This window comes from Solirubrobacter deserti, assembly GCF_027587175.1.
GTDB classification, from domain to species: Bacteria; Actinomycetota; Thermoleophilia; order Solirubrobacterales; family Solirubrobacteraceae; genus Solirubrobacter; species Solirubrobacter deserti.
Map to the genome: position 1 here is coordinate 35300 of NZ_JAPCID010000008.1, position 21345 is coordinate 56644.

The 21345-nt window shown below is 72.9% G+C and carries 25 protein-coding genes and 1 pseudogene; 13 read left to right on the forward strand and 13 right to left on the reverse strand.

What is annotated here, in order from left to right:
* Positions 1 to 36: 36 nt before the first annotated feature.
* On the forward strand, positions 37 to 1746 hold the full coding sequence (locus tag OJ962_RS06670) for an exonuclease domain-containing protein (RefSeq protein WP_202957161.1): 1710 nt from the start codon (positions 37 to 39) through the stop codon (positions 1744 to 1746).
* A gap of 13 nt (positions 1747 to 1759) precedes the next feature.
* On the opposite strand, the gene OJ962_RS06675 is transcribed toward OJ962_RS06670, so the two are convergent.
* Positions 1760 to 2113, reverse strand: coding sequence for a response regulator (locus tag OJ962_RS06675; RefSeq protein ID WP_202957160.1), 354 nt, complete (start codon positions 2111 to 2113; stop codon positions 1760 to 1762).
* Between the two features lie 134 nt (positions 2114 to 2247).
* Between OJ962_RS06675 and OJ962_RS06680 the strand changes: the two genes are divergently transcribed.
* Both OJ962_RS06680 and OJ962_RS06685 read left to right on the forward strand, forming a co-directional pair.
* Positions 2248 to 2778, forward strand: coding sequence for an RNA polymerase sigma factor (locus OJ962_RS06680; RefSeq protein WP_202957159.1), 531 nt, complete (start codon positions 2248 to 2250; stop codon positions 2776 to 2778).
* Positions 2775 to 3563 (forward strand): hypothetical protein, encoded by a 789-nt coding sequence (locus OJ962_RS06685; protein WP_202957158.1) that lies wholly within the window; start codon positions 2775 to 2777, stop codon positions 3561 to 3563. Before OJ962_RS06680 ends, OJ962_RS06685 begins: the two co-directional genes overlap by 4 nt.
* Before the next feature lies 1 nt (position 3564).
* Here OJ962_RS06685 and OJ962_RS06690 read toward each other — a convergent pair whose 3' ends face one another.
* The 3 genes from OJ962_RS06690 to OJ962_RS06700 are packed head-to-tail and all read right to left on the reverse strand — an operon-like array spanning position 3565 to position 5163.
* A complete protein-coding gene (locus OJ962_RS06690; protein WP_202957157.1) occupies positions 3565 to 4050 on the reverse strand; it encodes a hypothetical protein in 486 nt (161 codons plus the stop codon).
* A gap of 41 nt (positions 4051 to 4091) precedes the next feature.
* On the reverse strand, positions 4092 to 4970 hold the full coding sequence (ygfZ, locus tag OJ962_RS06695) for a CAF17-like 4Fe-4S cluster assembly/insertion protein YgfZ (RefSeq protein WP_202957156.1): 879 nt from the start codon (positions 4968 to 4970) through the stop codon (positions 4092 to 4094).
* A gap of 10 nt (positions 4971 to 4980) precedes the next feature.
* The gene (locus OJ962_RS06700; RefSeq protein ID WP_202957155.1) at positions 4981 to 5163 is read right to left on the reverse strand and encodes a hypothetical protein; all 183 of its coding nucleotides are present in this window, start codon (positions 5161 to 5163) and stop codon (positions 4981 to 4983) included.
* Positions 5164 to 5185: 22 nt separating this feature from the next.
* Between OJ962_RS06700 and OJ962_RS06705 the strand changes: the two genes are divergently transcribed.
* Positions 5186 to 5545, forward strand: a complete 360-nt coding sequence (locus tag OJ962_RS06705; protein ID WP_202957154.1) for a hypothetical protein — start codon at positions 5186 to 5188, stop codon at positions 5543 to 5545.
* Between the two features lie 3 nt (positions 5546 to 5548).
* Here the strand turns inward: OJ962_RS06705 and OJ962_RS06710 are convergent, their stop codons facing one another.
* Entirely contained in the window at positions 5549 to 6109 is a 561-nt protein-coding gene (locus tag OJ962_RS06710; RefSeq protein WP_202957153.1) for a hypothetical protein, read from the reverse strand.
* A 20-nt stretch (positions 6110 to 6129) separates the two neighbouring features.
* Here OJ962_RS06710 and OJ962_RS06715 point away from each other — a divergent pair, with 20 nt between their 5' ends.
* The 5 genes from OJ962_RS06715 to OJ962_RS06735 all read left to right on the forward strand — a co-directional run bounded on the left by OJ962_RS06715 (position 6130) and on the right by OJ962_RS06735 (position 11264).
* Complete coding sequence (locus OJ962_RS06715) at positions 6130 to 7791, forward strand: alkaline phosphatase D family protein (RefSeq protein WP_202957152.1); 1662 nt, start codon at positions 6130 to 6132, stop codon at positions 7789 to 7791.
* Positions 7792 to 7854: 63 nt separating this feature from the next.
* The gene (locus tag OJ962_RS06720; RefSeq protein ID WP_202957151.1) at positions 7855 to 8415 is read left to right on the forward strand and encodes an RNA polymerase sigma factor; all 561 of its coding nucleotides are present in this window, start codon (positions 7855 to 7857) and stop codon (positions 8413 to 8415) included.
* On the forward strand, positions 8412 to 8840 hold the full coding sequence (locus OJ962_RS06725; RefSeq protein WP_202957150.1) for a winged helix-turn-helix transcriptional regulator: 429 nt from the start codon (positions 8412 to 8414) through the stop codon (positions 8838 to 8840). The genes OJ962_RS06720 and OJ962_RS06725 overlap by 4 nt, the downstream gene beginning before the upstream one ends.
* Positions 8841 to 8929: 89 nt before the next feature.
* A complete protein-coding gene (locus tag OJ962_RS06730) occupies positions 8930 to 10030 on the forward strand; it encodes an HtaA domain-containing protein (RefSeq protein ID WP_202957149.1) in 1101 nt (366 codons plus the stop codon).
* A gap of 1 nt (position 10031) precedes the next feature.
* Positions 10032 to 11264, forward strand: coding sequence for an HtaA domain-containing protein (locus tag OJ962_RS06735; RefSeq protein WP_202957148.1), 1233 nt, complete (start codon positions 10032 to 10034; stop codon positions 11262 to 11264).
* Here OJ962_RS06735 and OJ962_RS34325 read toward each other — a convergent pair.
* Together OJ962_RS34325 and OJ962_RS34330 are read right to left on the reverse strand one after the other, a co-directional pair.
* Positions 11261 to 11956, reverse strand: a complete 696-nt coding sequence (locus OJ962_RS34325; protein WP_407697501.1) for a methyl-accepting chemotaxis protein — start codon at positions 11954 to 11956, stop codon at positions 11261 to 11263. The genes OJ962_RS06735 and OJ962_RS34325 overlap by 4 nt on opposite strands.
* Positions 11957 to 12514: pseudogene (locus OJ962_RS34330) on the reverse strand (hypothetical protein); the annotation flags it as partial.
* A 63-nt stretch (positions 12515 to 12577) separates the two neighbouring features.
* Between OJ962_RS34330 and OJ962_RS06745 the strand changes: the two are divergent.
* On the forward strand, positions 12578 to 13309 hold the full coding sequence (locus tag OJ962_RS06745; RefSeq protein WP_202957146.1) for a suppressor of fused domain protein: 732 nt from the start codon (positions 12578 to 12580) through the stop codon (positions 13307 to 13309).
* 233 nt (positions 13310 to 13542) lie between these two features.
* On the opposite strand, the gene OJ962_RS06750 is transcribed toward OJ962_RS06745, so the two are convergent.
* The 4 genes from OJ962_RS06750 to OJ962_RS06765 all read right to left on the reverse strand — a co-directional run bounded on the left by OJ962_RS06750 (position 13543) and on the right by OJ962_RS06765 (position 16871).
* Positions 13543 to 14169, reverse strand: a complete 627-nt coding sequence (locus tag OJ962_RS06750; protein ID WP_202957145.1) for a recombinase family protein — start codon at positions 14167 to 14169, stop codon at positions 13543 to 13545.
* A gap of 105 nt (positions 14170 to 14274) precedes the next feature.
* On the reverse strand, positions 14275 to 15378 hold the full coding sequence (locus OJ962_RS06755; protein WP_202957144.1) for an AAA family ATPase: 1104 nt from the start codon (positions 15376 to 15378) through the stop codon (positions 14275 to 14277).
* Complete coding sequence (locus OJ962_RS06760) at positions 15375 to 16016, reverse strand: RNA ligase family protein (protein ID WP_202957143.1); 642 nt, start codon at positions 16014 to 16016, stop codon at positions 15375 to 15377. Before OJ962_RS06760 ends, OJ962_RS06755 begins: the two co-directional genes overlap by 4 nt.
* A gap of 21 nt (positions 16017 to 16037) precedes the next feature.
* Positions 16038 to 16871 (reverse strand): SCO family protein, encoded by an 834-nt coding sequence (locus OJ962_RS06765; protein ID WP_202957142.1) that lies wholly within the window; start codon positions 16869 to 16871, stop codon positions 16038 to 16040.
* A 181-nt stretch (positions 16872 to 17052) separates the two neighbouring features.
* On the opposite strand from OJ962_RS06765, the gene OJ962_RS06770 reads away from it, so the two are divergent.
* Genes OJ962_RS06770 through OJ962_RS06780 form a run of 3 tightly spaced genes read left to right on the forward strand, consistent with a single transcriptional unit; the run spans position 17053 to position 19546 of the window.
* A complete protein-coding gene (locus OJ962_RS06770) occupies positions 17053 to 17838 on the forward strand; it encodes a S1 family peptidase (protein ID WP_202957141.1) in 786 nt (261 codons plus the stop codon).
* Positions 17838 to 18818: a Vgb family protein gene (locus OJ962_RS06775; protein ID WP_202957140.1), complete on the forward strand. Its 981-nt coding sequence runs from the start codon at positions 17838 to 17840 to the stop codon at positions 18816 to 18818. The genes OJ962_RS06770 and OJ962_RS06775 overlap by 1 nt, the downstream gene beginning before the upstream one ends.
* A complete protein-coding gene (locus OJ962_RS06780) occupies positions 18815 to 19546 on the forward strand; it encodes an endo alpha-1,4 polygalactosaminidase (protein ID WP_270006251.1) in 732 nt (243 codons plus the stop codon). Before OJ962_RS06775 ends, OJ962_RS06780 begins: the two co-directional genes overlap by 4 nt.
* On the opposite strand, the gene OJ962_RS06785 is transcribed toward OJ962_RS06780, so the two are convergent.
* Positions 19491 to 20441 (reverse strand): NAD-dependent epimerase/dehydratase family protein, encoded by a 951-nt coding sequence (locus OJ962_RS06785; protein ID WP_202957138.1) that lies wholly within the window; start codon positions 20439 to 20441, stop codon positions 19491 to 19493. The two genes, OJ962_RS06780 and OJ962_RS06785, sit on opposite strands and share 56 nt — an antisense overlap.
* Positions 20442 to 20443: 2 nt before the next feature.
* Positions 20444 to 21340, reverse strand: coding sequence for a hypothetical protein (locus OJ962_RS06790; RefSeq protein WP_202957137.1), 897 nt, complete (start codon positions 21338 to 21340; stop codon positions 20444 to 20446).
* Between the last annotated feature and the right edge of the window lie 5 nt (positions 21341 to 21345).

The window sequence follows — 21345 nt, forward strand, 5'->3', positions numbered from 1 at the left end:
CGCGTGGGCCGGGAGCGCCGTTGCACCGTCCGACCCGTGGCCGATGCTGTCGAACTGATGTTCGACCTGCCGACCGCCACCGCCGAGTACGTCGCCCTGGACACCGAGACCAACGGACTGAGCGGTGACCGCTGCGAGCTGACCGAGGTCGGTGCGGTGCTCGTGGGCGGGGGCGAGCTGCACGAGGAGTGGGACTCGCTCGTGAGCGTGTCGACGCCGCTGGGGCGCTACATCCAGCGCTTCACCGGCATCTCGCAGGAGATGGTCGACGGCGCGCAGCCGCCCGAGGAGGTGCTGCCGCGGCTCGCGGCGATGCTGCGCGGACGGGTGCTGGTCGCGCACAACGCGCGCTTCGACGTGCGCGTGCTGCGCCAGGCATTCGCGCGCGCGGCGCTGGAGTGGCCCGACCCGCCCGTGATCTGCACGGTCCAGATGGCGCGCCGGTTCGCTCCGCTGCAGCGCAAGCGCGGCCTGGCGACGCTGGCCGGCGCGCTCGGTGTGGAGGTGGAGGAGGTGCACCGTGCGCTGCCCGACGCGCGCACGTGCGCCCAGGTCTTCTGCGCGCTGTTCGGCCGGCTGTGCGCCAACGCGCCGACGATCGGCGACGCGATCGCGCTGCTCGGCGCGCGCAAGGTCCGCAAGCGGCCGCCGACGGTGCCGAACCGCCCGCGCAACGAGCGCCCGCACCTGGCCGCGCTCCCGCACGAGCCGGGCGTGTACGTCTTCCGCGACGCCGACGGGCAGCCGTTGTACGTCGGCAAGTCCGTGGATCTGCGCGTGCGGGCCCGCTCGCACTTCACCTCGGGCGCGTCCTGGACCCAGCGCGCCGAGCACGTGGATCACACGGTGACCGAGTCCGAGCTCGGCGCCCTGCTGCTGGAGGACCGGCTCATCAAGGCCCTCAAGCCGCCCGGGAACGTGCGCGGCAAGGCCGAGCCGGACGGCTACGTCTACATCCGCTGCCGCCTGGACATCCCGTTCCCGATCCTGGAGGTGGCGCGCGAGCCGGCCGCCGGCCACGCCGTCTGCGTCGGGCCCGTGCGCGGTCGCGCCGCAGCCGCGGAACTGGTCGAGCAGCTGAACTCGCTGTTCGGCCTGCGCCACTGCGGGCGGACGCTGCCCCGGCGCGAGCATCCGAGCGCGTACGGCCAGATGGGCCGCTGCCTGTCGCCCTGCCTGCACGACCTGGACCCGAACGTCTACCGCGAGCGCCTGGACGCGGCGCTGCGCCTGTTCGTGGGCCGCAGCGGGGGAGAGGCGCTGCTCGCGCGCGTGGACCACCAGATCAAGGAGGCGGCAGCGGCCCAGCGCTACGAGCGCGCGGCGTGGCTGGCGCGTCGCCGGGTGCGGTTGGAGGCTTTGCTGAGCCGGTTGGGCGGCGTGCTGCGCGCGATCCACACGGGTGCGCGGCTGGTGCTGGCGCCGCATCCGTCGGCCGCGGGGCGCTTCGACGCGATCTGGATCGCCGGGGGCCGGGTGGTGGACTGGGGCGCCGTGGACGGCTCACCGCTGGTGGAGCGGTCGCGCCGCGCGTACGCGCAGGCGCCGCCGCCGGGGCGCCTCGGCGGCTCGATGCCCGCGGAAGCCGTGTGGGAGGCCCGCCTGGTCGGCTGGTGGATCGCCGCGAACAACCCGCCGACGCTCGAGCTCGGGCCGCGCATCAGCGCAGAGCAGCTCGATCGCTTCCTCGCGCGCCACGGCTACGACGGCGCATCGAGGGAGTGGCCAGCCACCCGCGCGGCGTGAAGGCGCCGAGCGCCTAGGCCGCGGCGAGCGCCGCGATCGCCGTCCCCGACAACTCGGCTTTCGGGATGAACCCGCGCGCGCCGCAATGGTCGAAGTGCGGCGGATAATCCGACGCGTCCCGTGACGACGTCAGCACCACCATCGGCCCGCCCATGCGCGACAACCGCCGCGTCACCTCGATGCCGTCCACGTCGGGCAGCCCGACGTCGAGCAGCACCAGGTCCGGTCGCAGCAGCTCGGCCGCGGCGAGGCCCTCGCCGCCCGTCGCGCTCTCGCCCACGACGCGGTACCCGTCGGCTTCGAGCAGCGCGCGAGCGGCGTGCCGGAACCCGGCGTGGTCGTCGACGATGAGGACGGTCTGTGGCATCACGGGGAATTTTCCCCGGATTCGCGGTCCTCAAAAGCCCAGGTAGCTCGTGTCGCGCCAGGAGGCAGCCGCACCCCGCACGTGGGAGTACCGCCAATGTCACACTCGCACTGCCCGGTGCAACTGTGGGGCCGATGGACGTTGACGCCCTCTACCAACGGCACCGGGACGCGTTGCTCGTGTTCCTGGTGCGGCGTACGGCGGATACGGAGGTCGCGCTGGACCTGTGGGCCGAGACGTTCGCCCAGGCAGTGGCGTCGCGCCACAAGTTCCGCGGGCGCACCGAAGCCGAGGCGGCGGGGTGGCTGTACGGGATCGCCAAGCGACAGCTCGCCCTCTACTATCGCCGCGGCCACGCCGAGCAACGTGCCCTGAACAAGCTCGGCCTCGAGCGCCCGCCCGCCACGGACGAGCTCCTCCGCGAGGTGGAGGAGCGCGCCGCCCTGCAGGACCTGCGCCGCGACCTCTCTGAAGCGCTCAGCGCGCTCTCGGAGCCGATCCGCGACGCGGTGCAGCTTCGCATCGTCGACGAGCTTCCGTACGCCGACGTCGCGCACTCGCTCCGCATCTCCGAGCCGGCGGCCCGGGCGCGCGTGTCCCGCGGCCTGGCCGCGCTCGCCGACCTCCTCGACCCGATCGCCATCCGGGAGGCGACCACGACATGAACCTCGACGCCTACATGGACGACTTCGGCCGCGACCTGCACCGCGCGGCCCACACGCGGCGCTCCCGCCGCCGTGCCGCGCGCCTGTTGCTCCCGGCGGTCCCCGCCGGAGCGGCCCTGGCCGTCGCGATCTCCGCGCTCCCCAGCGGCGGCGGTGGCGTCGACGCCATCGCCGCCGCCCGCGAGGCGCTCGCACCGGACGGCGAGATCGTCCACATGAAGATCGAGCTCAGGCACGGGACCCGTGTCGTGATGCCCTCCGAGCAGTGGTACGCCGCGAACCCCACGCGCTGGCGAACCCGCTTCGAGGGCGGGGTGATCGGCCGCCGGTCCGGAGGCAACCGGATCGAGACCGCCTTCTTCAAGGATCGGCTGCGCTTCTACGACGCGTGGACCGACACCGTGACGATCTGGCGCGACGCGAAGCTCCCGCAGGCCGGCGCCTCGCCGAGCATGTTCGGCGGCGATCCCGCCACGGACCTGCGGGCCGAGCTCGACAAGGGCGACGTGCGCGACGACGGTGTCGTCAGCGTCGACGGCCGCCAGGTCCGCCGGCTCGTGCGCGAGGACGGCCAGTACGGCTTCAAGCGCCGGTTCGTCTATCACGTCGACCCGAAGACGTTCGAGCCCATCGGCGGTCACATGAGCTTTCGGCGCCGCGGCGGCAAGTTCATGCGCGGGCCGCAGTTCAAGGTGACGCTGTACGAGCGTCTGCCGCTCAACGCGCGAAACGAGCAGCTGCTCAAGTTCGACAAGACGCTCGACACCCGGTACGTCTGGCGCTGAGCTAGCTGCGGCGCCCGCCCCACGCCAGCACGCTGAGCGGCCCGAGCGGCTCGCGCTCGTGCACCGGGGCGGGCGAGGTCTCCACGTGCGTCTCCGGGTCGTGCGCCACCACGTGCAGCACACTCACGCCGGTGAAGCGTGCGACCGCGTGCGGGAGGTCGGACCGGATCCACTTCGACGACTGGCCCGGCAGCGTGGACACGATCACCTCGTCGTGGCGCATCGGGTCCCACACCTCCGACAGCGCTTCCAGCGGCACCGGGTCGCACACGACGCCGTCGCACACGGTGATGCCGGCGTTGCGCCACGCGTTCAGCGCGCCCTCGAGCCGCTCCTGCGCGACCGCCCGCTCCGCGGTGCCCGGCCCGCCCGCCGGCATCACGAGCGTCGCCGCGATCGGTCCGCGCTCGGCGCGGTGCTTGAGCGCCTCGATCAGTTCAGGCGCCGCGGCGGTGCGGTTGGCGAGCACGATCACGTGAGCGGCCATCGGGCGGCTCCCTTCATCGGGTGCGGATTGCTACAAGAAAGTTACCGCGCGAACGGCACTTCGACGATGAGCGCGGACGTGCCGGCCGCCTGCACCGTGTCGCCCGGGCTGGCCTCGCGCCGCACCAGCGCCAGGCCGATCGGCCCGTGCTCGGGGGAGACGACCACCGAGCCGAGCTTGCCCACGACCTTCTCGCCCAACCGCAGCTCCGTCCCCGGCTCGGCCGGCTCCTCGAGCTTGACGCCGAGCAGGCGCCGGTTCGGCTTGCCGCGGTAGTAGAGGCGCGCGACCGTCTCCTGGCCGACGTAGCAACCCTTGGTGAAGGAGACCGCGCGCTCGTTGAGGCCGGCCTCCTGGGGGATCACGCTGTCGTCGAGGTCGACGCCGTAGCGTGGCCGGCCCGACTCCACGCGCGCGATCTCCGCCGCGGCCTCGTCCCCGTCCGGGAAGTCCAAAGCGGCCCGCACCGCGGCACGGTCCTCCGCCCAGCAGAAGACGTCGACGCCGAGGTCGGTCCGCGCGGCGACCACCGTCGCGTTGCCCAGCTGCACCCGCGCGCACGTGTGCTCGCCGACGCCGACCAGCGGCGGCGCGTCCGGCCCGATGACGCTGAACAGCGCCATCTGCAGCGTGCGCTTGTGCAGCTCCACGTCGCGCCCGAGCTTGGTCCGGTGCAGCAGGTTGAACAGCCCCTGCAGCGCGACGCGCTCGCAGTCGATCAGCAGCTCGTCCCCGAGATCGAAGACCCGCAGGTCCCCGAGCATCTTGCCCTTGTTGGTCAGGAACGCGGCGTAGAGGCCCTGGCCGGGCTCGAGCCGGAGGATGTCGTTGGTCACCTGCCCGTGCAGGAAGTCCTTGGCCTCGGCACCCGTGAGCGCGAGCTTGCCGCGTTCGGATCGGTCGACGACGAAGGTGGTCACTGACGAAACGTTAGCGCTCCTCGAGGCGGGCCAGCCGGCGCGTCACCTCGCGCTCGAGCTCGTCCTGGACACGGTCGCGCGGATAGCCCGCGGCCAGCGCGCTGCGGACCACCGACGCCTCCTCCGCGCCGTCGAGCCGCTCGAGCAGCGCCAGCAGTCCGTCGAGGTCGAGTGGGAGGGAGTCACCGGGCATCGGTACGCTCTCTCACCAGATCATGCCGCTTGCCGACGATTTCCAGGAGCTCATCGACGCGCTGCCGTCGGACTGGACCGACCTCGAGCTCGACCTGCGCATCGACGAGGAACGCTACGTCGACGCCGCCGTGCTGCTCGTCACCTGCAACGCCCAGCCGTACTCCAACCACGACTGGCACTTCCACCTGATCGTGGCGCACCAGTTCGGGCACGCCGCGTCCGCGCCGACCGTCCACGGCACGCTGCGCCTGCTCGACGAGGCGGGGATCGAGGGTGAGCTCGTGCTGCGCGAGGTGCGCGCGGGCCGCGTGGAGACGATCAACACGTGGGGCCGGCCGGAGTCCTGGCGGGAAGAGTTCCGCCGGATCCGCGCGCAGTAGGCGTCAGTCGCCCTCGCTGCGCTGCTCGTTCGCTTCAAGCGCGACCGAGGAGTCGGTCGCGTCGCCGCGCTGCACCGCGCCGAAAAAGGGTTGCCCCGCCGTCCAGCTGGCGGCGACGTCATCGAGCGAGGCCGCGAGTTCCTCGCGGTTGGCGTCCGGCAGCGCCGTCGTCATCGCGGTGATCGCCTCCTCGGGCTCCTTCTGCGCCTGCGTGTAGCCGCGCTGCAGCGCGCGCACGACCGCCAGGACCTTCGCGCGGTCGTCCTGGAGGATCACTTCGTCCACGCACAGCACGAGCTCGTCGGGCGGCACGATCGCCATCACCGTGATGCAGCCCGCGGGCGGATCGGCCGTGATCCGGAAGTCCGCGTCACCTTGCCTTGACGGCAGCAACTCGGCGCCTTCACCCTGGTCGTAGGTGCGGGCGCTGGCGAAGTAGACGCCGGCGTCGTTCCCGCTCACCTGCGCGGGAAGCAGGAGGGGAACCTCGCCGAACTGGCTGGCGGTCTGGGTCGAGCCGCAACCGGCGCAGAGGAGGGCAAGCAGGGTGGCCGCGCGCTTCACCCGAGTATCTTGCCGAACCCATGAATCTGCTTCTCGGTCCCCTCCTCCGCTACTCCGGCGCCGACGAAGCGACGATCTGGGTCCAGACGGATGGGCCGGCGCACGTCGAGGTCCACCCTGAGGGCGTCGAGCCGTCGTCCGAGCGGACGTTCAGCGTCGAGGGCCACCACTACGCGCTCGTCCACGTCGTCGGGCTCGAGCCGGGGACGACGACGCCCTACGAGGTGCGGCTCGACGGCGAGGTGGTTTGGCCCGAGCCCGGCTCCGAGTTCCCGCCGAGCGTGATCCGCACGCAGACGCCCGACGAGCACGTCAAGGTCGTGTTCGGCTCCTGCCGCGTGGCCGCGCCGCACGAGCCGCCGTACACGCTGCGCAAGGACGAGGACCCCAAGGGCCGTGAGGTGGACGCGCTGCGCGGCCTGGCGCTCGAGCTCATGCGCCAGCCGGCCGACACCTACCCGCACGCGCTGGTCCTGCTCGGCGACCAGGTGTACGCCGACGAGGTGCACCCGGACCTGGAGGCCAAGCTCGACGGCGACCAGGTCGAGACCTACGACGACTACGTGGACCTGTACAGGGCCTCGTGGGGCGAGCCCGTCATCCGCTGGCTGCTCTCGACCGTCTCCAGCGCGATGATCTTCGACGACCACGACGTCCACGACGACTGGAACACGTCGGTCGAGTGGCTGGCCGAGATGCGCCAGAAGGGCTGGTGGCGGCGCCGGATCGTGGCCGCGTTCGAGAGCTATTTGATCTACCAGCACCTCGGCAACCTCTCGCACGCCGACCGGGAGGAGTACGACCTCTATCAGGACCTCCTCCACGGCGACGAGCCCACCGAGCGCCTGCGCGAGTACGCGCGCCGCGCGGACGCCGAGGTCGCGGGCACGCGCTGGAGCTTCTGCCGCGACATCGGCCCCGCGCGGCTGGTGATGGTCGACTCGCGGGCCGGCCGCGTGCTCGATCCCGGCGACCGCGCGATGGTCGACCCCGAGGAGTGGCAATGGATCACCGAGCACGCCACCGGTGATCACGAGCACCTGCTGATCGGCACCTCGCTGCCGCTGATCATGGGCCCCGCGATGCACTGGCTGGAGGCGTGGAACGAGGTCACCGCGGACGGCGGCTGGGGCCGGCTCATCAAGCGGGTCGCCGAGAAGCTGCGTCAGGAGCTGGACCTCGAGCACTGGCCGGCGTTCCAGGACTCCTTCCACCGGATGATCGACCACCTGCGGGCCGTCGGCGCCGGGGAACACGGGGAGCCGCCGTCGACGATCACCGTGCTCAGCGGCGACGTGCACCACGCGTACCTCGCCGAGATTGGATTCCCGCCCGGATCTGGTGTGAGATCTGCGGTATGGCAGGCCGTGTGCTCGCCCTTCCGCAACCCGCTCGACGCGAACGAGCGCCGCGTGATCCTCGGCGCCTGGACGGGCTTCGCGGGCCGCTGGACGCGCTTGTGGGCACGGCTGGCCGGTGTCCGCGACCCGGACGTGCGCTGGCGGTTGGCCCACGAGAAGCCCTGGTTCAACAACCAGGTGGCGTGGCTGGAGCTCGACGGGGAGCGGGCCAAGTTCGTGCTGGTGAAGGCGCTCCCGCCGGAAGATGGAACGGGAGAGCCGATCATGGAGCGGGTCTTCGAGCGCTCCATCGAACCCAACCGCGTCTTCGCGAGGACTTAAGACACAGTCTTCGCGCTCCGGTCATGATCAGGTAGCGAACCGCTTGGAGCTGCTACGCACCACGTGACCAGAACCGATGCTGATCTGCTCGCCGCCGCGAGGCAGGATCCGGCCGCTTTCCGGGAGTTCTACGACCGGTACGCGACCTGGGTGCACTCCTGGTTCGCCCGCCAGACGGGGTCCGATTCCGCCGCGCTCGATCTCACGGCGGAGACGTTCGCCCAGGCCTGGCATTCCTCCAGGCGCTTTCGCGACATGGCCGACGGCTCGGGGGCGCCGTGGCTGTTCGGGATCGCGCGCAACCTGCTGCGCCAGTACCACAAGCACAACCGCATCGAGAGCGCGGCCCGGGAGCGCATGGGCATCCCGACGGCGTGGGCCGAGTGCGAGGAGTACGAGGCCGTCGACGAGCGCATGGAAGCGTCGTCGCTCGCGCCCTTGCTGCGGGTCGCGGTCCGGGCGTTGCCGGCCGAGCAGCAGCGGGCCCTGGAGCTTCGCGTCGTACAGCAACTGGACTATGAGGAGGTCGCGGGCGCGCTGGGCTGCACCCAGAACGCCGCGCGGCTGCGCGTGTCCCGCGCGCTGAGAGCGTTGGGACTCAAGCTAAGGGGAGCACAGGCATGACCACCAGCCCCGCCCCGCCCGCCGCGGCGGAACAGGCCCACACCCGCCGGGTGGCTGAGCGCACGCGCTCGGCCCGGCTCATCCGCGACTCGATCGGGCTGCTCAGCTCCAAATGGTCGGTCGACGTCCTGCTCGCCCTGGGCGACGGGACGCGCCGCTATCACGAGCTGCTCGAAGACCTCTCGCCGATCTCCGAGAAAGTGCTCACACAGACGCTGCGCGCGATGGAGCGCGACGGCTTGCTCATCCGCCGCGTGCACGCCGAGGTGCCGCCGCGGGTGGAGTACGCGCTCTCGTCGCTCGGCGCGACCATGGCGCCGCCGCTGAAGGCGCTGGGCTCATGGTCGCTTGCGCACGGCAAGCGGGTGGACGAGGCGCGCGAGCGCTTCGACGCCCGCGCCGCCGCGCGGGTCCGCGCCGCGTAATCCGTTCGCGACATATGCCGGGAGCCGGCTCGACGGATCGGCGATGTCGGTTCCGCGGGTGATCGCACCGTTAGGGTACCCTAATTCGGGTGCTTTCACGACAGCTGTTAAGTCTCCTTGACAAGCGCGTCGCGGTTGCCGCGGCGCTCGCGGGGCTGGCGTTCGCGACCCCCGCCCGGGCCCAGGACGTCACCACCGGCCACCTTGACTGGGGCCTGAAGGCCTCGTTCCGCACCTACATCGCCGGCCCGATCGCGCACGGCTCGATCACGCTCAGCGAAGGCGTGACTCGCAACGCCGACGGCACGTTCCGCTTTCCGCTGACGGGCGACGACTTCGATCCCGAGACGCGCACCGGCTTGGTGCGCGCAGGCGGTACCGTCAGGTTCCTCGGCCACAGCGGCCTGCTCGACATGACGTTCACCAACCCGCGCGTGCTGGTGGGGACGACGAGCTCGAGGCTGTACGCGGACGTCAAGAGCAAGTCGCTCAACTCCGGTGAGGTCGAGCACTTCCCGAACGTGGAGTTCGCGGCGCTCGCGGGCGGCGCTCCCGCGAACGCGACGCCGCCGGTCGTGCTCGACAAGCTGCCGGCGACGCTGACCCAGGACGGCGCGCCCGCGTTCGCGGGCTTCTACACCGAGGGCACGGAGCTCGACCCGGTGACCATCACCGTGACGGCGTGGGCGCCGGAGCCCGAGCCGACGGCCACGCCGCAGCCGACCGTGACGCCCGACCCGACAGCCACGCCGACCGCGACCCCTGACGCGACGGCCACGCCGATGGCGACCCCGGCTCCGCCGGCGAGCACGCCGACGCCCACACCGGCGGCCACGCCGGCCGCGGTCGAGGCGCCGGCCGTCACGCGCGTCGCCGCCCTGCAGACGGTCACCCGCAGCGGCGTGCTGCGCTTCGCCTCGCTCACCTGCCCGAGCGCGGGCTGCACGATCTCGCGCCCGCGCACGGTCAAGCTCAAGATCGGCGGCAGGACCTACAGTGCGCGGGTGACGGGCCCGACGAAGCTCGCCGCGGGCCGGGCGGGCGAGTTGCGCCTGCGGCTTCCGAAGGCGGCGGTCCGCGCACTCGGCCGTCGTACTGTGAAGGCGCGCATGACGGTGACGGTCACCCCGGCCGGCGGCCAGCGGGTCACGCAGACGATCTCGACGAGCTTCAAGCTCCGAAAGGGCTGAGATGTTCAGGACGGCACTCGCCGGCGCGGCGCTCGCCGCGCTCGCGCTTCCCGCGGCGGCCGCGGCCGACACGACGGTCACCCTCAAGGGCAGCGCGCTGAGCGCGCTCAAGCGGCAGGGCGTGAAGGTGAGTGCCGTCGCGCCGGCCACGCTGCGGGGCTCCAAGCTCACGCTCCCGGTGGCGAGCGGGACGGTCGGGACGACCGCGACGCTCACCCACGACGGCGCCCTGCGCCTGCGCGCCGGACGGCGCGCGGTCACGCTGACGCGCTGGCAGGCCACGCTCGGCTCTTCCTCCCGGCTGACCGCCCGCATCGCGGGCACGCGCCGCACGGCGTTCACCGTGCGCACGACGGCAAGCAACCTCTCGCTCGGCGCGGCGGCCGGCACCGTGCGCGTCTCGAGTGCCCGCGTGACGCTGACCAAAGCGGGCGCCACCGCGATCCGCAAGGCGCTGCGCCTCGAGCGCGTCAAGACCGGCACGTTCGGCACCACGTCCGTGGACGCCGCGTTCCAGCCCGGCACCACGACGCCGACCGCGCCCGCCTCGCCCACCACGCCGGGCAGCGGTGGGCCGGCGACGACGCCGATCACCAACGAGCCGTCGCCGCTCGCCCGCCCGGCGACCGCGGTGGCGATCACGTCAGCCTCGGTCACCTGGCGCGTGCGGGACTCGTTCGTGCAGTACGTGAGCGCCGGCACGGCCTCAGGCGACGGCGCCAGCGCGGTCGCGCCGGCGGTCGCCGACCCGCCTTCGCAGGGCTGCTCGAGCAGCGGCGGCGTGAACCCCGCGCAGCTGCGCTACCAGTACCAGTTCCCGTTCCGCGAGGGCTGGTACGACCCCGCGAGCGGCCAGGCGGCGTTGTACTTCAACGGCGCCGTGCACTTCGGCTATCGCGCGCACACGATCGACTTCAACGCCAAAGAGCCCGAGGTCGAGATCAATGGCGCGGCGTCCCGGATGATCTTCCGCTTCGACGGCTCCGGCGGCACCGACGCCGGCAACAAGCGCGCCGTGCTCGTGAACCTCGACACCGCGAAAGGCCCCGCGCCCGCCGCATGCTCGGTCGACCCCGGCCCCGCCGGCATCCACAACCCGGCGGGAACCAACAACACCTACGTCTACGAGCGGATCGCCGGGATCATCCCGGAGGGCGCCGCGGACTCCGTGTTCGCCGGCTTCTACCTGCCCGGCGACCAGTTCGGCTGGATGACGCTGACCTTCACGACTTAGCGGCGAAAGGTCTCCACGAGGCCCTGCAGCGAGGTCGCCATCTCGGCGAGGTCGGCGCTGGAGGCGGCGATCTGCTGGGTGGCGGCGGAGGACTGCTCGGTCGCGGCGGACACGTCGGCCGTCGCGGCGCCGGCTTCCCGGGCGATCTGGCCCACGTTGACCGTCGCCTCGGACATGCGTTCGATGCACGCGGAGACGCTGGTGATGCTCTCGGACAGCCCGTGGAACGCGGCCTCGGTCTCGCGCACGGTGCCGTTGGAGGACTCCGCGAGCTTGCGGACCTCGTCGGCGACGACGGCGAACCCGCGGCCGGTCTCGCCCGCACGGGCGGCCTCGATCGCGGCGTTGAGCGCGAGCAGGTTGGTCTGGTCGGCGATCGCGGAGATCTGGGTGGTGAGCTCGACACCCTGGGCGGCGAGCTGCGCGGCGTGCGCGGCCAGCTCGACGGCCTCGCGGTTGATCGACTCCGCCGCCTCGATGCTGCGGACCTGGCGGTCGGCACCCTCGGCGACGGTGGACGACAGGCGCGCGATGTCCTCGATCGCGCTGCCGGTCTCCGACGTGGTCGCGGACATCTCCTGCGAGGCGCCTGAGACACGCTCGGCGGTCTCGCTGATGCCGGCGATGATCTGGGCGACGCTCTCGCGCGTCGCGTTGTAGAGCTCGAGGCCGCCCTGGGCCTGGCCGAGCATCACGTTGAAGGTCTCGCCGAGCGAGCCGAGCTCGCGGCCGTGCGGGGCCTCGAGCGCGGTCGTCGCCGGGTGCACGGTCACGGTCAGGTCGCCCTGCGCCATCGCGCCGAGCCCGTCGCCGAGCCCGGTCAGGCAGTGTTGCGACATGCTCGTCAGGCGCTCCTGGAGCCCGTCCAGACAGGACTGGTCACCGAGCGCGGCGCGCATCGTCTCGCGCACGTCGTTGTAACCCTGCAAGGCGGTCTGCGCCTTGTCGAGCATCGAGTTGAAGAGGTCGACCAGCTCCTGGGTCTCGGGATCGTCCGAGCGCGTGGTGATCGGCTTGGTGGCAGGAGCGACGTGGTACGTCAGGTCGCCGCGGTTCATGGCGTCGAGCCCCGCGACGAGGTTGGTCAGGCAGTGGTCGTGCATGCTGCGCAGGCGAGCGCGCAGCTCGGCCGCGGCAGCGTCAGGCGCGGCCACTGAGGCGGGGGAGGGAGAGCGACGGAACAGCGGCACATCCACCCTGTCGGCCTTCGGTGAAGTGAGGTTGAGCAAAACGGACCGTCCACCCCTCATGTGGCAAGTTTGCGCGGGGCGGTGTGAAGTTCCCGCACGCCAACTTCGGGTACGGGGAGGCGCATGGGCTTCCTGGACCGCTTCCGTCGCGGCAGATCCGATGACCAGTACAGCGCCGGCGGCAGCCGCATCTACCGTCACGAGGAGGCCGCGGAGCCGGTGCTGTCGGGCGGCGACCCCGACCTGATCGAGGCCATCGACGCGCACATCGAACGCCACCTCGGCGAGCCCGAGGGCGTCTTTCACCAAGCGCTGTCGCCGTACGTGCACGTCGACATCCACGTCGTGATGCCGACGCAGGAGCGCCCGATGATCACGCTCGTGACCTCCGGCATGAGCGAGCGCCCGATGGACGCGCCGAGCGACGACGTCTCCCGCGCCGAGCTGGTGATGGCGCTGCCTCCGGACTGGCCCATCGACCACGACGCGTTCGATGACGAGCGCGTGTACTGGCCGTTCCGGCTGCTGCAGAACCTCGCCGTGCTTCCGCACTCCTTCAACACCTGGCTGTGGTTCGGCCACACCGTCCCGAACGGCGACCCACCCGAGCCGTACGCCGAGGACACCCAGTTCTGCTGCGCGCTGCTGTTCCCCGTCATGACCGTCGACGAGCCGTTCACGCGCCTCGAGCACGGCGACCACACCGTGACCTTCCTCGGCGTCTATCCGCTCTACGCCGATGAGATGCAGCTCAAGCTCGAGCAGGGCACCGACGCGCTGGTCGACGGTTTCGAGGCGCTCCAGCTGACCGAGCGCCTGCAACCGGGCCGCGCCAGCGCCGCCCGGGCTTCATGATTGCGTATACGCGCGGTTTGGTCAGCAATCGGCAGGCCGGGCGCGAAGCGGGAGTGATCCGCGCGGTTCCCGGCGATACGGAGCGCGAGAGAGCAGTCGCGTCGTAGGGCCGACGCGACACCGGCGCACCGGCCGGGTTCTGGGGAGCGTCCGGCCGGGCTCAAGCGCTCCGTGACACTCGCTCCGGCGCCGGACCCTTACCTGCCAAAGTCCGGCGCCGAGCGGAGCGCCGGTCAGTTCGAGAGCTTGACGCCACGCCCGGGCGGACGCCGGTAACCCGTCGCCCGTTGCACGCTCGACGGGCGCCACTTCGCGCCGCCGCGCAGGGTCGGCACGCCCTCGGCGTTGAGCCGGTCGGCGATCGCCTGCAGGGTCATCCCGCTCTCGCGCATGATCGCGATCCGCTCCTGCAGCTCCGGGATGTCGGCGACCGAGAAACGCCCGCCGTCGCGCAGGCGCGCGTTGGCCAGCGCCACCACCCGGCCGCCCTCCACGGACGTGTCCACGGGCGGGTCGAGCGCGATCAGGGTTCGGTGCTCGTGGTCGAACCACGTCAGCAGCGGGCGCAGGTTGAGCGGGTTCGCGGACAGATCGTGCAGCCGGGTCAGCACGAGCGCATCCGCCCGGCGGTCGGCCAGCTGCTCGAGCGCCCACACGAGCGACGGACGCCGGTCCTGCCCGTACGGGTCGACGTCGTGCACGACGCGGGTCAGGAGCAGCCCACGCTCCGCGCAGCACGCGCGGAGGGCGTGGCTGCGCCGCGCGAGCTCGTCCTCGGCGGGGTGCGTGAGGCACACATAGCCGATCGCCCTTCGGGATCCGCCATTGCCGTTCGCCAACGCCGCCTCCACGTCCGTCACCAGCCAGGCACAACGCCTACCAGCGGTGTCGTCATGGATCAACGCGCTCGTACGCAGGCTCGCGCGTCAGAGAGCAAAAACCCAGACATCGGACCGACCGGTCTGTCAGGTCGCTGACACACCTGCGTTCCAGGTGTCGAGCACATGACACTCCGTCCGGGTCGGCGCCTCCCAGCGGTCGAGCATCCGCTCGATCGCCGGCCAGGGCACCGGGTGCGCGCGGTCACGGTTACGGCGGGCGAGCTCGTCCGCGGGCGCCTCGACGGCCACGATGGTGACGTGCGCGTGGTAGTCGGCGAGCAGCGCGAGCGTCTGGCCGCGCAGCTGCGCCGACAGGTTCGTCGCGTTCCAGATGAACGGCTCACCGGCGCGCAGGTACACGCGTGCCTGCTCGCGCGCGTCCTGGATCAGCCGGCCCTCGCCGGTGGAGTCGCCGCGCTTGATCCCGCGTTCGCGGCGCAGGTCGTCGAGGGAGATGACGGGCCGGCCGTCCCCGTGGAGCGCAATCCACAGGTCCTTGCCGGAGCCGGGCAGGCCGGACAGCACCACCACGCGGCTGCGCGTGTCGTCGTAGGCGGCGTACGCGGGGTCGCGGTCGTCGCGGGTGAAGTAGCTGAAGCGCGCGTGGTCGGACGCGAACGGGTACGGCGCGTCCAGACAGCCGAGCTCGGCCGCGAACTCGGCGAACAGGTCCACCTCGAGCGCGAGCCCTTCGACGTCGGGCGCGATCCGCCCGAGCGCGTCCGCGCGGGTGAGCCGGTGCTGGCGATCACAGCCCGCCTCGACCGAGATCTCCAGGCACCGGCGCACGGCGCGGCCGGCGCCCACGAGCCGGTACGGGGCCATGTGGTGGCGCACCAGCGCGCAGATCCGCTCGCGCGCGTGCGGCTCCACGCCCGCCTCCCACAGCAGCCGGCGCGCGATGATCGCGCCACGGCGCGCGTGGCCGGGCGCGGTCCAGCGGCCGTCCTGGAAACGCGTCGTGGCCGGCTTGCCGACGTCGTGCAGCACCGCCGCGAGCCACAGCTCCTCGCGCGTGAGCTCGCTCAGCTGCGCCCAGTCGGGCGCCGCGACCAGCTGCTCGCACACCATCCGCGTGTGCGCGAGCACGTCGCCCTCACCGTGGTAGAGCGGGTTCTGCGGCGTCTCGGCCATCGCCGCCAGCCACGGGGCGTCTTCGGCCCCCAGCTCCGCGCCCACGGCGATCACGACGCCAGCCCGTTCGGCACGACCGCCCCGCTCATCCAGTGCTGGTCGGTCTTGACATGGTCGGCGCGCACGAGCTTGCCGACCGCGCCCAGGTGCTCGTCGCGCCCGAAGGCGCTCGCCCAGCGCACCACCACGCCCTCGCGCTCGGGCCCGTACGCCGACGCCCCGCCGAGCAGCGACAGGACTCGAACCCGGTCGAACTCGCCCCGGAACAGCAGCGGCACGAGATCGACGCCGAGCCGGTGCGCCCACGCCGCGGTGTCGTCCCACGACAGGCACACGTCGTCCGCGTCATAGACCGCGAACAGCTGGAAGTAGGACGGCAGCGCGTCGTAGGCGATCGAGTGGCGCCCGTAGGTGTTCTCGCCGCACACGCGCCAGCCGTCGGGCAGCGCGTGGGCGATCCGCCCGGCCAGCGCACGCACCCACGTGCGCGTCTGGTGGTAGCCGGAGGAGACGCTGCGGGCGTGCGTGTACCCGTCGGCGTAGATGGACGTGTTCTCGCCATCGAGCTTCTCGGTCACCACGACCTCGCGGCCCTCGAAGGAGCCGTAGTCCGCGTAGGCGTGATCGCCGTCCGCGCCGCGGTTCGGGCTGTCCGGCAGATGCCAGGTGCGTGGGTACTTGACGCGCTCCACGGCGCGCCACTGTAGGCCGCTTCAGACCGGCTCGGCGACGAGCGCGCGGAGATCCTGGGCCAGCGACCGCGGGTCGAGCGACTCGAACGGGATGCCAAGCCGTTGCTCGCCCCGCTTGTCGATGAGCAACACGTACGCGGAGTGCTCGAAGTCCCAGCCGGCGATGTGGCGGGCGCGCCCGCGGTACGCCAGGTCGGCCGTGTCCGGGTACGGGTCGTCCGCGCCCGGCGGGGGCTGCGCGGGCTGGGGCGGCGGCTCGTAGCGGAAGCCACCGCGCGAGCGGTTCGGCGGGTTCGCGGCGCGGAACGCGTCCGCGCGCGCGGCGGCGGCGATCGACTCGGCCCGCGTGGCGTTCATCGGCGCGATCCCGTAGTGGATCCACACCGGCCGCAGCTGGTCCCGGGTGCCGAGCAGGTAGCGGCCACGACCGCCGAGCCCGCGGCGGTCGATCCACGCCCGCGCGCGCTCGGGGGTGTCTCCCACCGGGTCGACGCTCACGATGTACGCGACGACGTCGTCCCCGCCCACGAGATCCATCGCGCTCGCGACGTCATTGCCCTCCGCGGGGCACAGGTCCCGGCAGCTGGCGTAGATGAACGTGAGCGCGACGACGCGCCCGCGCGCGTCCGCCAGGCGGGCGGGGCGGCCGTCCTGGTCGCGGAGGGTGAAGTCGAACGCGGCCTCGCGTGGCGGGACGAAGCGCGTCTGCACGGGTTCGGTGCGCGTGGCCGTCGCCGCCCAGGCTCCGCCGAGCGCGCCGAGCACGAGGCACATGAGCGCGAGCAGCAGCAGGCGCCGGCGCGGCGGGGCCGCTGGTGCGGGCTGGGGGCGCTCGGTGGGATGCAAGAGAGCCACGGGTCCGGCACGGTCTACTCGCACGGGTGCCGTCAAGGGGCCGGGACGTCACCGGGCGGACGATTCACGCAACGGACATCCGCAAGGCGGATCGCGTATACGTGCAGAGCGGTCAGCAAATCCGCATACCACCTCGGAAGTGGCTGTCACAGCGAGCATCGCTCGACTTAGGATCGCGCCGATGGACCGGCTCGTGGTTCCGACAGCCGCTGTGGTATGCGCCGCGCTGGCGGGTTGTGGCGACGAGCGCCAGGGCCCGGCCGCCCCGGCGCCGCCGGCGCAGCGGCTCGACCTGGGCGTCGTGGGCGTGTCGGCGCGTGTGGGCGGCGAGGAGCAGCTCGGCTCGGGGTTCGTGGTCGACGCGGATCGCGGGCTGGTGGCGACCACCGCCCACGCCGTGTGGGGCGCGCGCTCGCTCAAGCTCGCGACCGGCTTCGGCGTGCTGCACGGGCGGATCGTGGCCCGAGCGCCGTGCGACGACCTCGCGTTGCTCGAGGTCCACCCGCGCATCCCGGGCCTTGCGGCGCTCGCGAGCGCGCCGGCCGGCTCGCCCGCCGGCGACGGCCTGCTGCGGTCCGTCGGCCGGCGCGCGGCCGGCGTGGGCTCGGGCCTGGCGACCATCCCCGTGCGAGCGGACTCCGCCGGGCGGCTGGACTCGCCACTGGTGCCCGAGGTGTCCGGCGGGCCCGTCGTCGACGCGGCCGGGCGGCTGGTCGGCATGGCGCGTGCCGAGCTCGCCGGCGCGCCGGCCACCGCCGTGCGGTGGGCGCGGATCAAGGCGCGCATGGGCGAACTGAGGCCGGGGCCACGGCGGGTCTTCGTCGGCTGGGCGGAGCAGTACCGGTGCGTGAGCCGCCAGCACGCGCGCGCTCGCGCCGCGCACCCGGGTTTCCGGCCCGAGGACGCTCGGTTGAACGCCGCCGTCGCGCCCACGCGGCTTCCCGGCACGGAGAGCGTCGATCCGTGATGTCGGTGCTGACGGCGCCTCGCGACCCGACGCGCCCGCTGTCGCGCAAGACGATGGCGGCGTTCGCGGCGGTGATGCTGGTCCTGCTGCTCGCGCCCGCCGCCGTGGTGATCCTGCTGCGCGAGCCGGCGGTCGTGTCCGACGACCGCCGGCTCGCGGCCGGCCGCTTGCCCACCGACGTCGCGGTCGAGGGCTCGACCGTGTGGGTCGTCAGCGGCCGCGACGACCGGGTCGTGGCCCTGGACGTCCGCGATGTGGAAGGGGACCCCACGATCCACCGAGCAGGCTCCTCGCCGCTGCGCGTCGCCGTCGGTGGCGGCTCGGTGTGGACGGCGAACGCCGGCGACGACAGCGTCACCCGCATCGATCCTCTCGTGCCCGGCAGCGGGCGCCGGATCGCCATCCGCGCGCCGGCCGTGGACGTCGCGGTGAGCGCCGAGGGCACGTGGGTGACGAACGGGCTCGCCGGCACGGTGACGCGCGTGGACCCGGTCGGCAACCGCGTCCTCGGGACCCCGGTGCGGACCGGCAGCTTCCCGGCGGCGCTCGCGGTCGGCGCCGGTTCGGTGTGGGTCGTGAACGCGGGGGACGGCACCGTCGCGCGCATCGATCCCCGCGAGGACGTGGTGCTGGGACGCCGCATCCCCGTCGGCCGGGATCCGCAGGACATCGCGGTCGGGCACGGCTCGGTGTGGGTGGCCAACCGCGGCGACGGTACCGTGACGCGGCTGTCCGCGCGCACGGGGCGTCCGGAGGGCGCCATCCCCGTGGGCGGGGCGCCTGGGGCGCTGGCCGTGACGGCCGAGGGCGTGCTCGTCCTCGACACCCGCGACGGCACGGTGCGGGCGATCGACCCGAGCGGGCGGACCCGCCGTGTGACCCGGATCGAAGGCTTCCCGACGGGGCTGGCGGTCGGCGCCGGCAGCGCGTGGGTGGTCGACGCGCGCAGCGGCACGGTGATCCGGCTGCGCCCGCGGTGATCGCGTTGATCGCCGCGGTGGCGCTCGCCGTTCCGTGGGCCCCGCCGCCGACGAGCACCTTCCAGTGGCAGCTCAGCGGCCGGCTCGACCTGTCCGTGCGTGCGGACCTCTACGACGTCGACCTGTTCGAGACCTCGGCCGCCGACGTCGCGCGCATCCACGCGATGGGCGCGCGGGCCGCGTGCTACTTCAGCGCGGGCACGCACGAGCCGGGGCGCCCGGACTCGAAGGCCTTCCCCCGAAGCGTGATCGGCCAGCGGCTCGCGGACTGGCCGCGCGAACGCTGGCTCGACGTGCGCCGGTTGAGCGTCCTGCGGCCGATCATGCGGCGGCGGCTGAACCTGTGCGCCGAGAAGGGCTTCGACGCGGTCGAGCCCGACAACGTGGACGGGTATGCCAACGACTCCGGGTTCGCCCTGCGCGGGCGCCATCAGCTGCGCTTCAACCGGTGGCTCGCGCGGGCCGCGCACGCTCGCGGGCTCTCCATCGCTCTCAAGAACGACCTGGAGCAGGTGCGCGCGCTCGAGCCGTGGTACGACTGGGCGCTCAGCGAGGAGTGCTTCGCGTACCGTGAGTGCGCGCGGTTGAAGCCGTTCGCGGACGCGGGCAAGGCGGTCTTCGTCGTCGAGTACGCGGACGGCGGGTTCTGCCCCGCCGCCCGCGACCTCGGGTTCATGGCGCAACGGAAGCGACTGGCGCTCGACGCGTGGCGGGAGCCATGCTGGTGAGCGTGCGGTCCAGCCCGTCGGTGAACGCGACGCGGGCCGCCCAGCCCAGCGCCGCGGCTGCGCGCGACGGGTCCAGGCAGGAGCGTCGGACCTCGCCCGCGCGCTCGGGCGCGTGACGCACGCGCAGGCCGAGTTCCTGCGCCACCGCCAGCACGGTCGTCTCGCGCCCGGTGGCGACGTTCACGCAGCCGGTCACCGGGCGCTCGCCGGCGGCCATGAACGCGCGCACGACGTCGTCGACGTACAGGAAGTCACGCGTCTGGCCGCCGTCGCCGAACACGGTGACGGGGTGCCCGGCGCGGGCGGCAGCGCAGAACATCGCGACCACGCCGGCCTCGCCCGCGCCGTTCTGGCGCGGGCCGTAGACGTTGGACAGGCGCAGGCTGAGTGTCGAGAGGCCGAACAGCGTGCGGTAGAGGTCCAGGTAGCTCTCGGCGGCCGCCTTGGAGGCGGCGTAGGGGGACGCGGGACGGACCTCGGCGCTCTCGGGCGTCGGCAGGACGTCCGCCTCGCCGTAGATGGCCCCGCCGGTCGAGGCCAGCACGAAGCGCCGGACGCCGTGGCGCTGGGCGGCCTGCAGCAGCGTCAGCGTGCCGATCAGGTTGACGACGGCGTCGTGGATGGGGTCGGCGACGGCGTGGCGGACGTCGATCTGGGCGGCGAGGTGGTAGATCGTGTCGGGCCGCTCGGCGGTGAGCGCGCGGGCGACGGCGTGTGGGTCGGTCACGTTCCCCGGTGTCAGCCGCACGCCGTGGTTGAGCGCGCCGAACAGGTTCTCCCAGCGACCGGTCGAGAGGTCGTCCAGGACGGTGACGCGGCGGCCGTCTTCGACGAGCGCGTTGACGAGGTGGGAGCCGATGAACCCGGCTCCGCCGGTGACGAGGGCGCTGCGCATGATCACGGGTACACGCAGTAGTGGGTGGGCGAGCCCGCGGCGACAGCGCCGGTCGTGCCCGCGTTGACGTACTGCCACTGGTGGTCGGCGCGCCCGCCGACCCAATAGACGATCTCGTACACGCCGACGGCGTAGCGTCCGGAGCCGGGCGGCACGCTGATCGGGCCGAGCGTCCAGGGAACCGGCGTCACGCTCGCGTCCGGGTGGAACTGGGCGATGCCGGTGCGCGTCGCCGTCCAGGCGTTCCAGCGTCCGCGGTTCTCGCCCAGGGTGCCGAACCAGTGCCAGCCGGTGGCGGCCGTGTACACCGCGACCCAGCCGCGCGTGGACACGGGCGTCGCGGCCTTGGTGGTGAAGTCCGGCTCGACGAGGAACCCGGGGTCGCATTGGAGGTGGCCGTCCGTCCAGAAGCCCTTCACGGCCGCGGCGCGTCTGCGGGAGGTGAGCGTGAAGTGCAGCCGGGCGCGGTCGATCACGGCCGTGGCCGCGACGCTCGAGCGACGTGCGATCCGGCGCGCGCTGCGGGTCGAGACCGTCAGGCGCGCGGTGGCGCGCTGGTTCACGCAGCGGAAGCGGGTGGCGGCGATTGCGCGTGGCGCGATGCGCGGGGCGCGGACCTGCAGCGCGCCGTCCCGCTGGCAGGCGAAGCGGAGGGTGAAGCGGCGGTCGTCGAGGCGGGCGTTCGTGTCGCGCAGCAGTCCCGGGCCGGTGGCCGGCGGGACGTTCATCGGGACGCCGGGCGGAACGAAGGACAGCGCCGTGCCCGGTGAGGACGGCAGGTTCGCCCCGCTTCCGGGCGGCGGCCCCGGGGGCCCGGGCGGCGCCTGAGCCGCGGCGCGCGCGGGGTGCGCGGCGGTGGCCGTCACCGCGAGTCCGATCAGCAGCGGTATGCGGCGCATGCGAT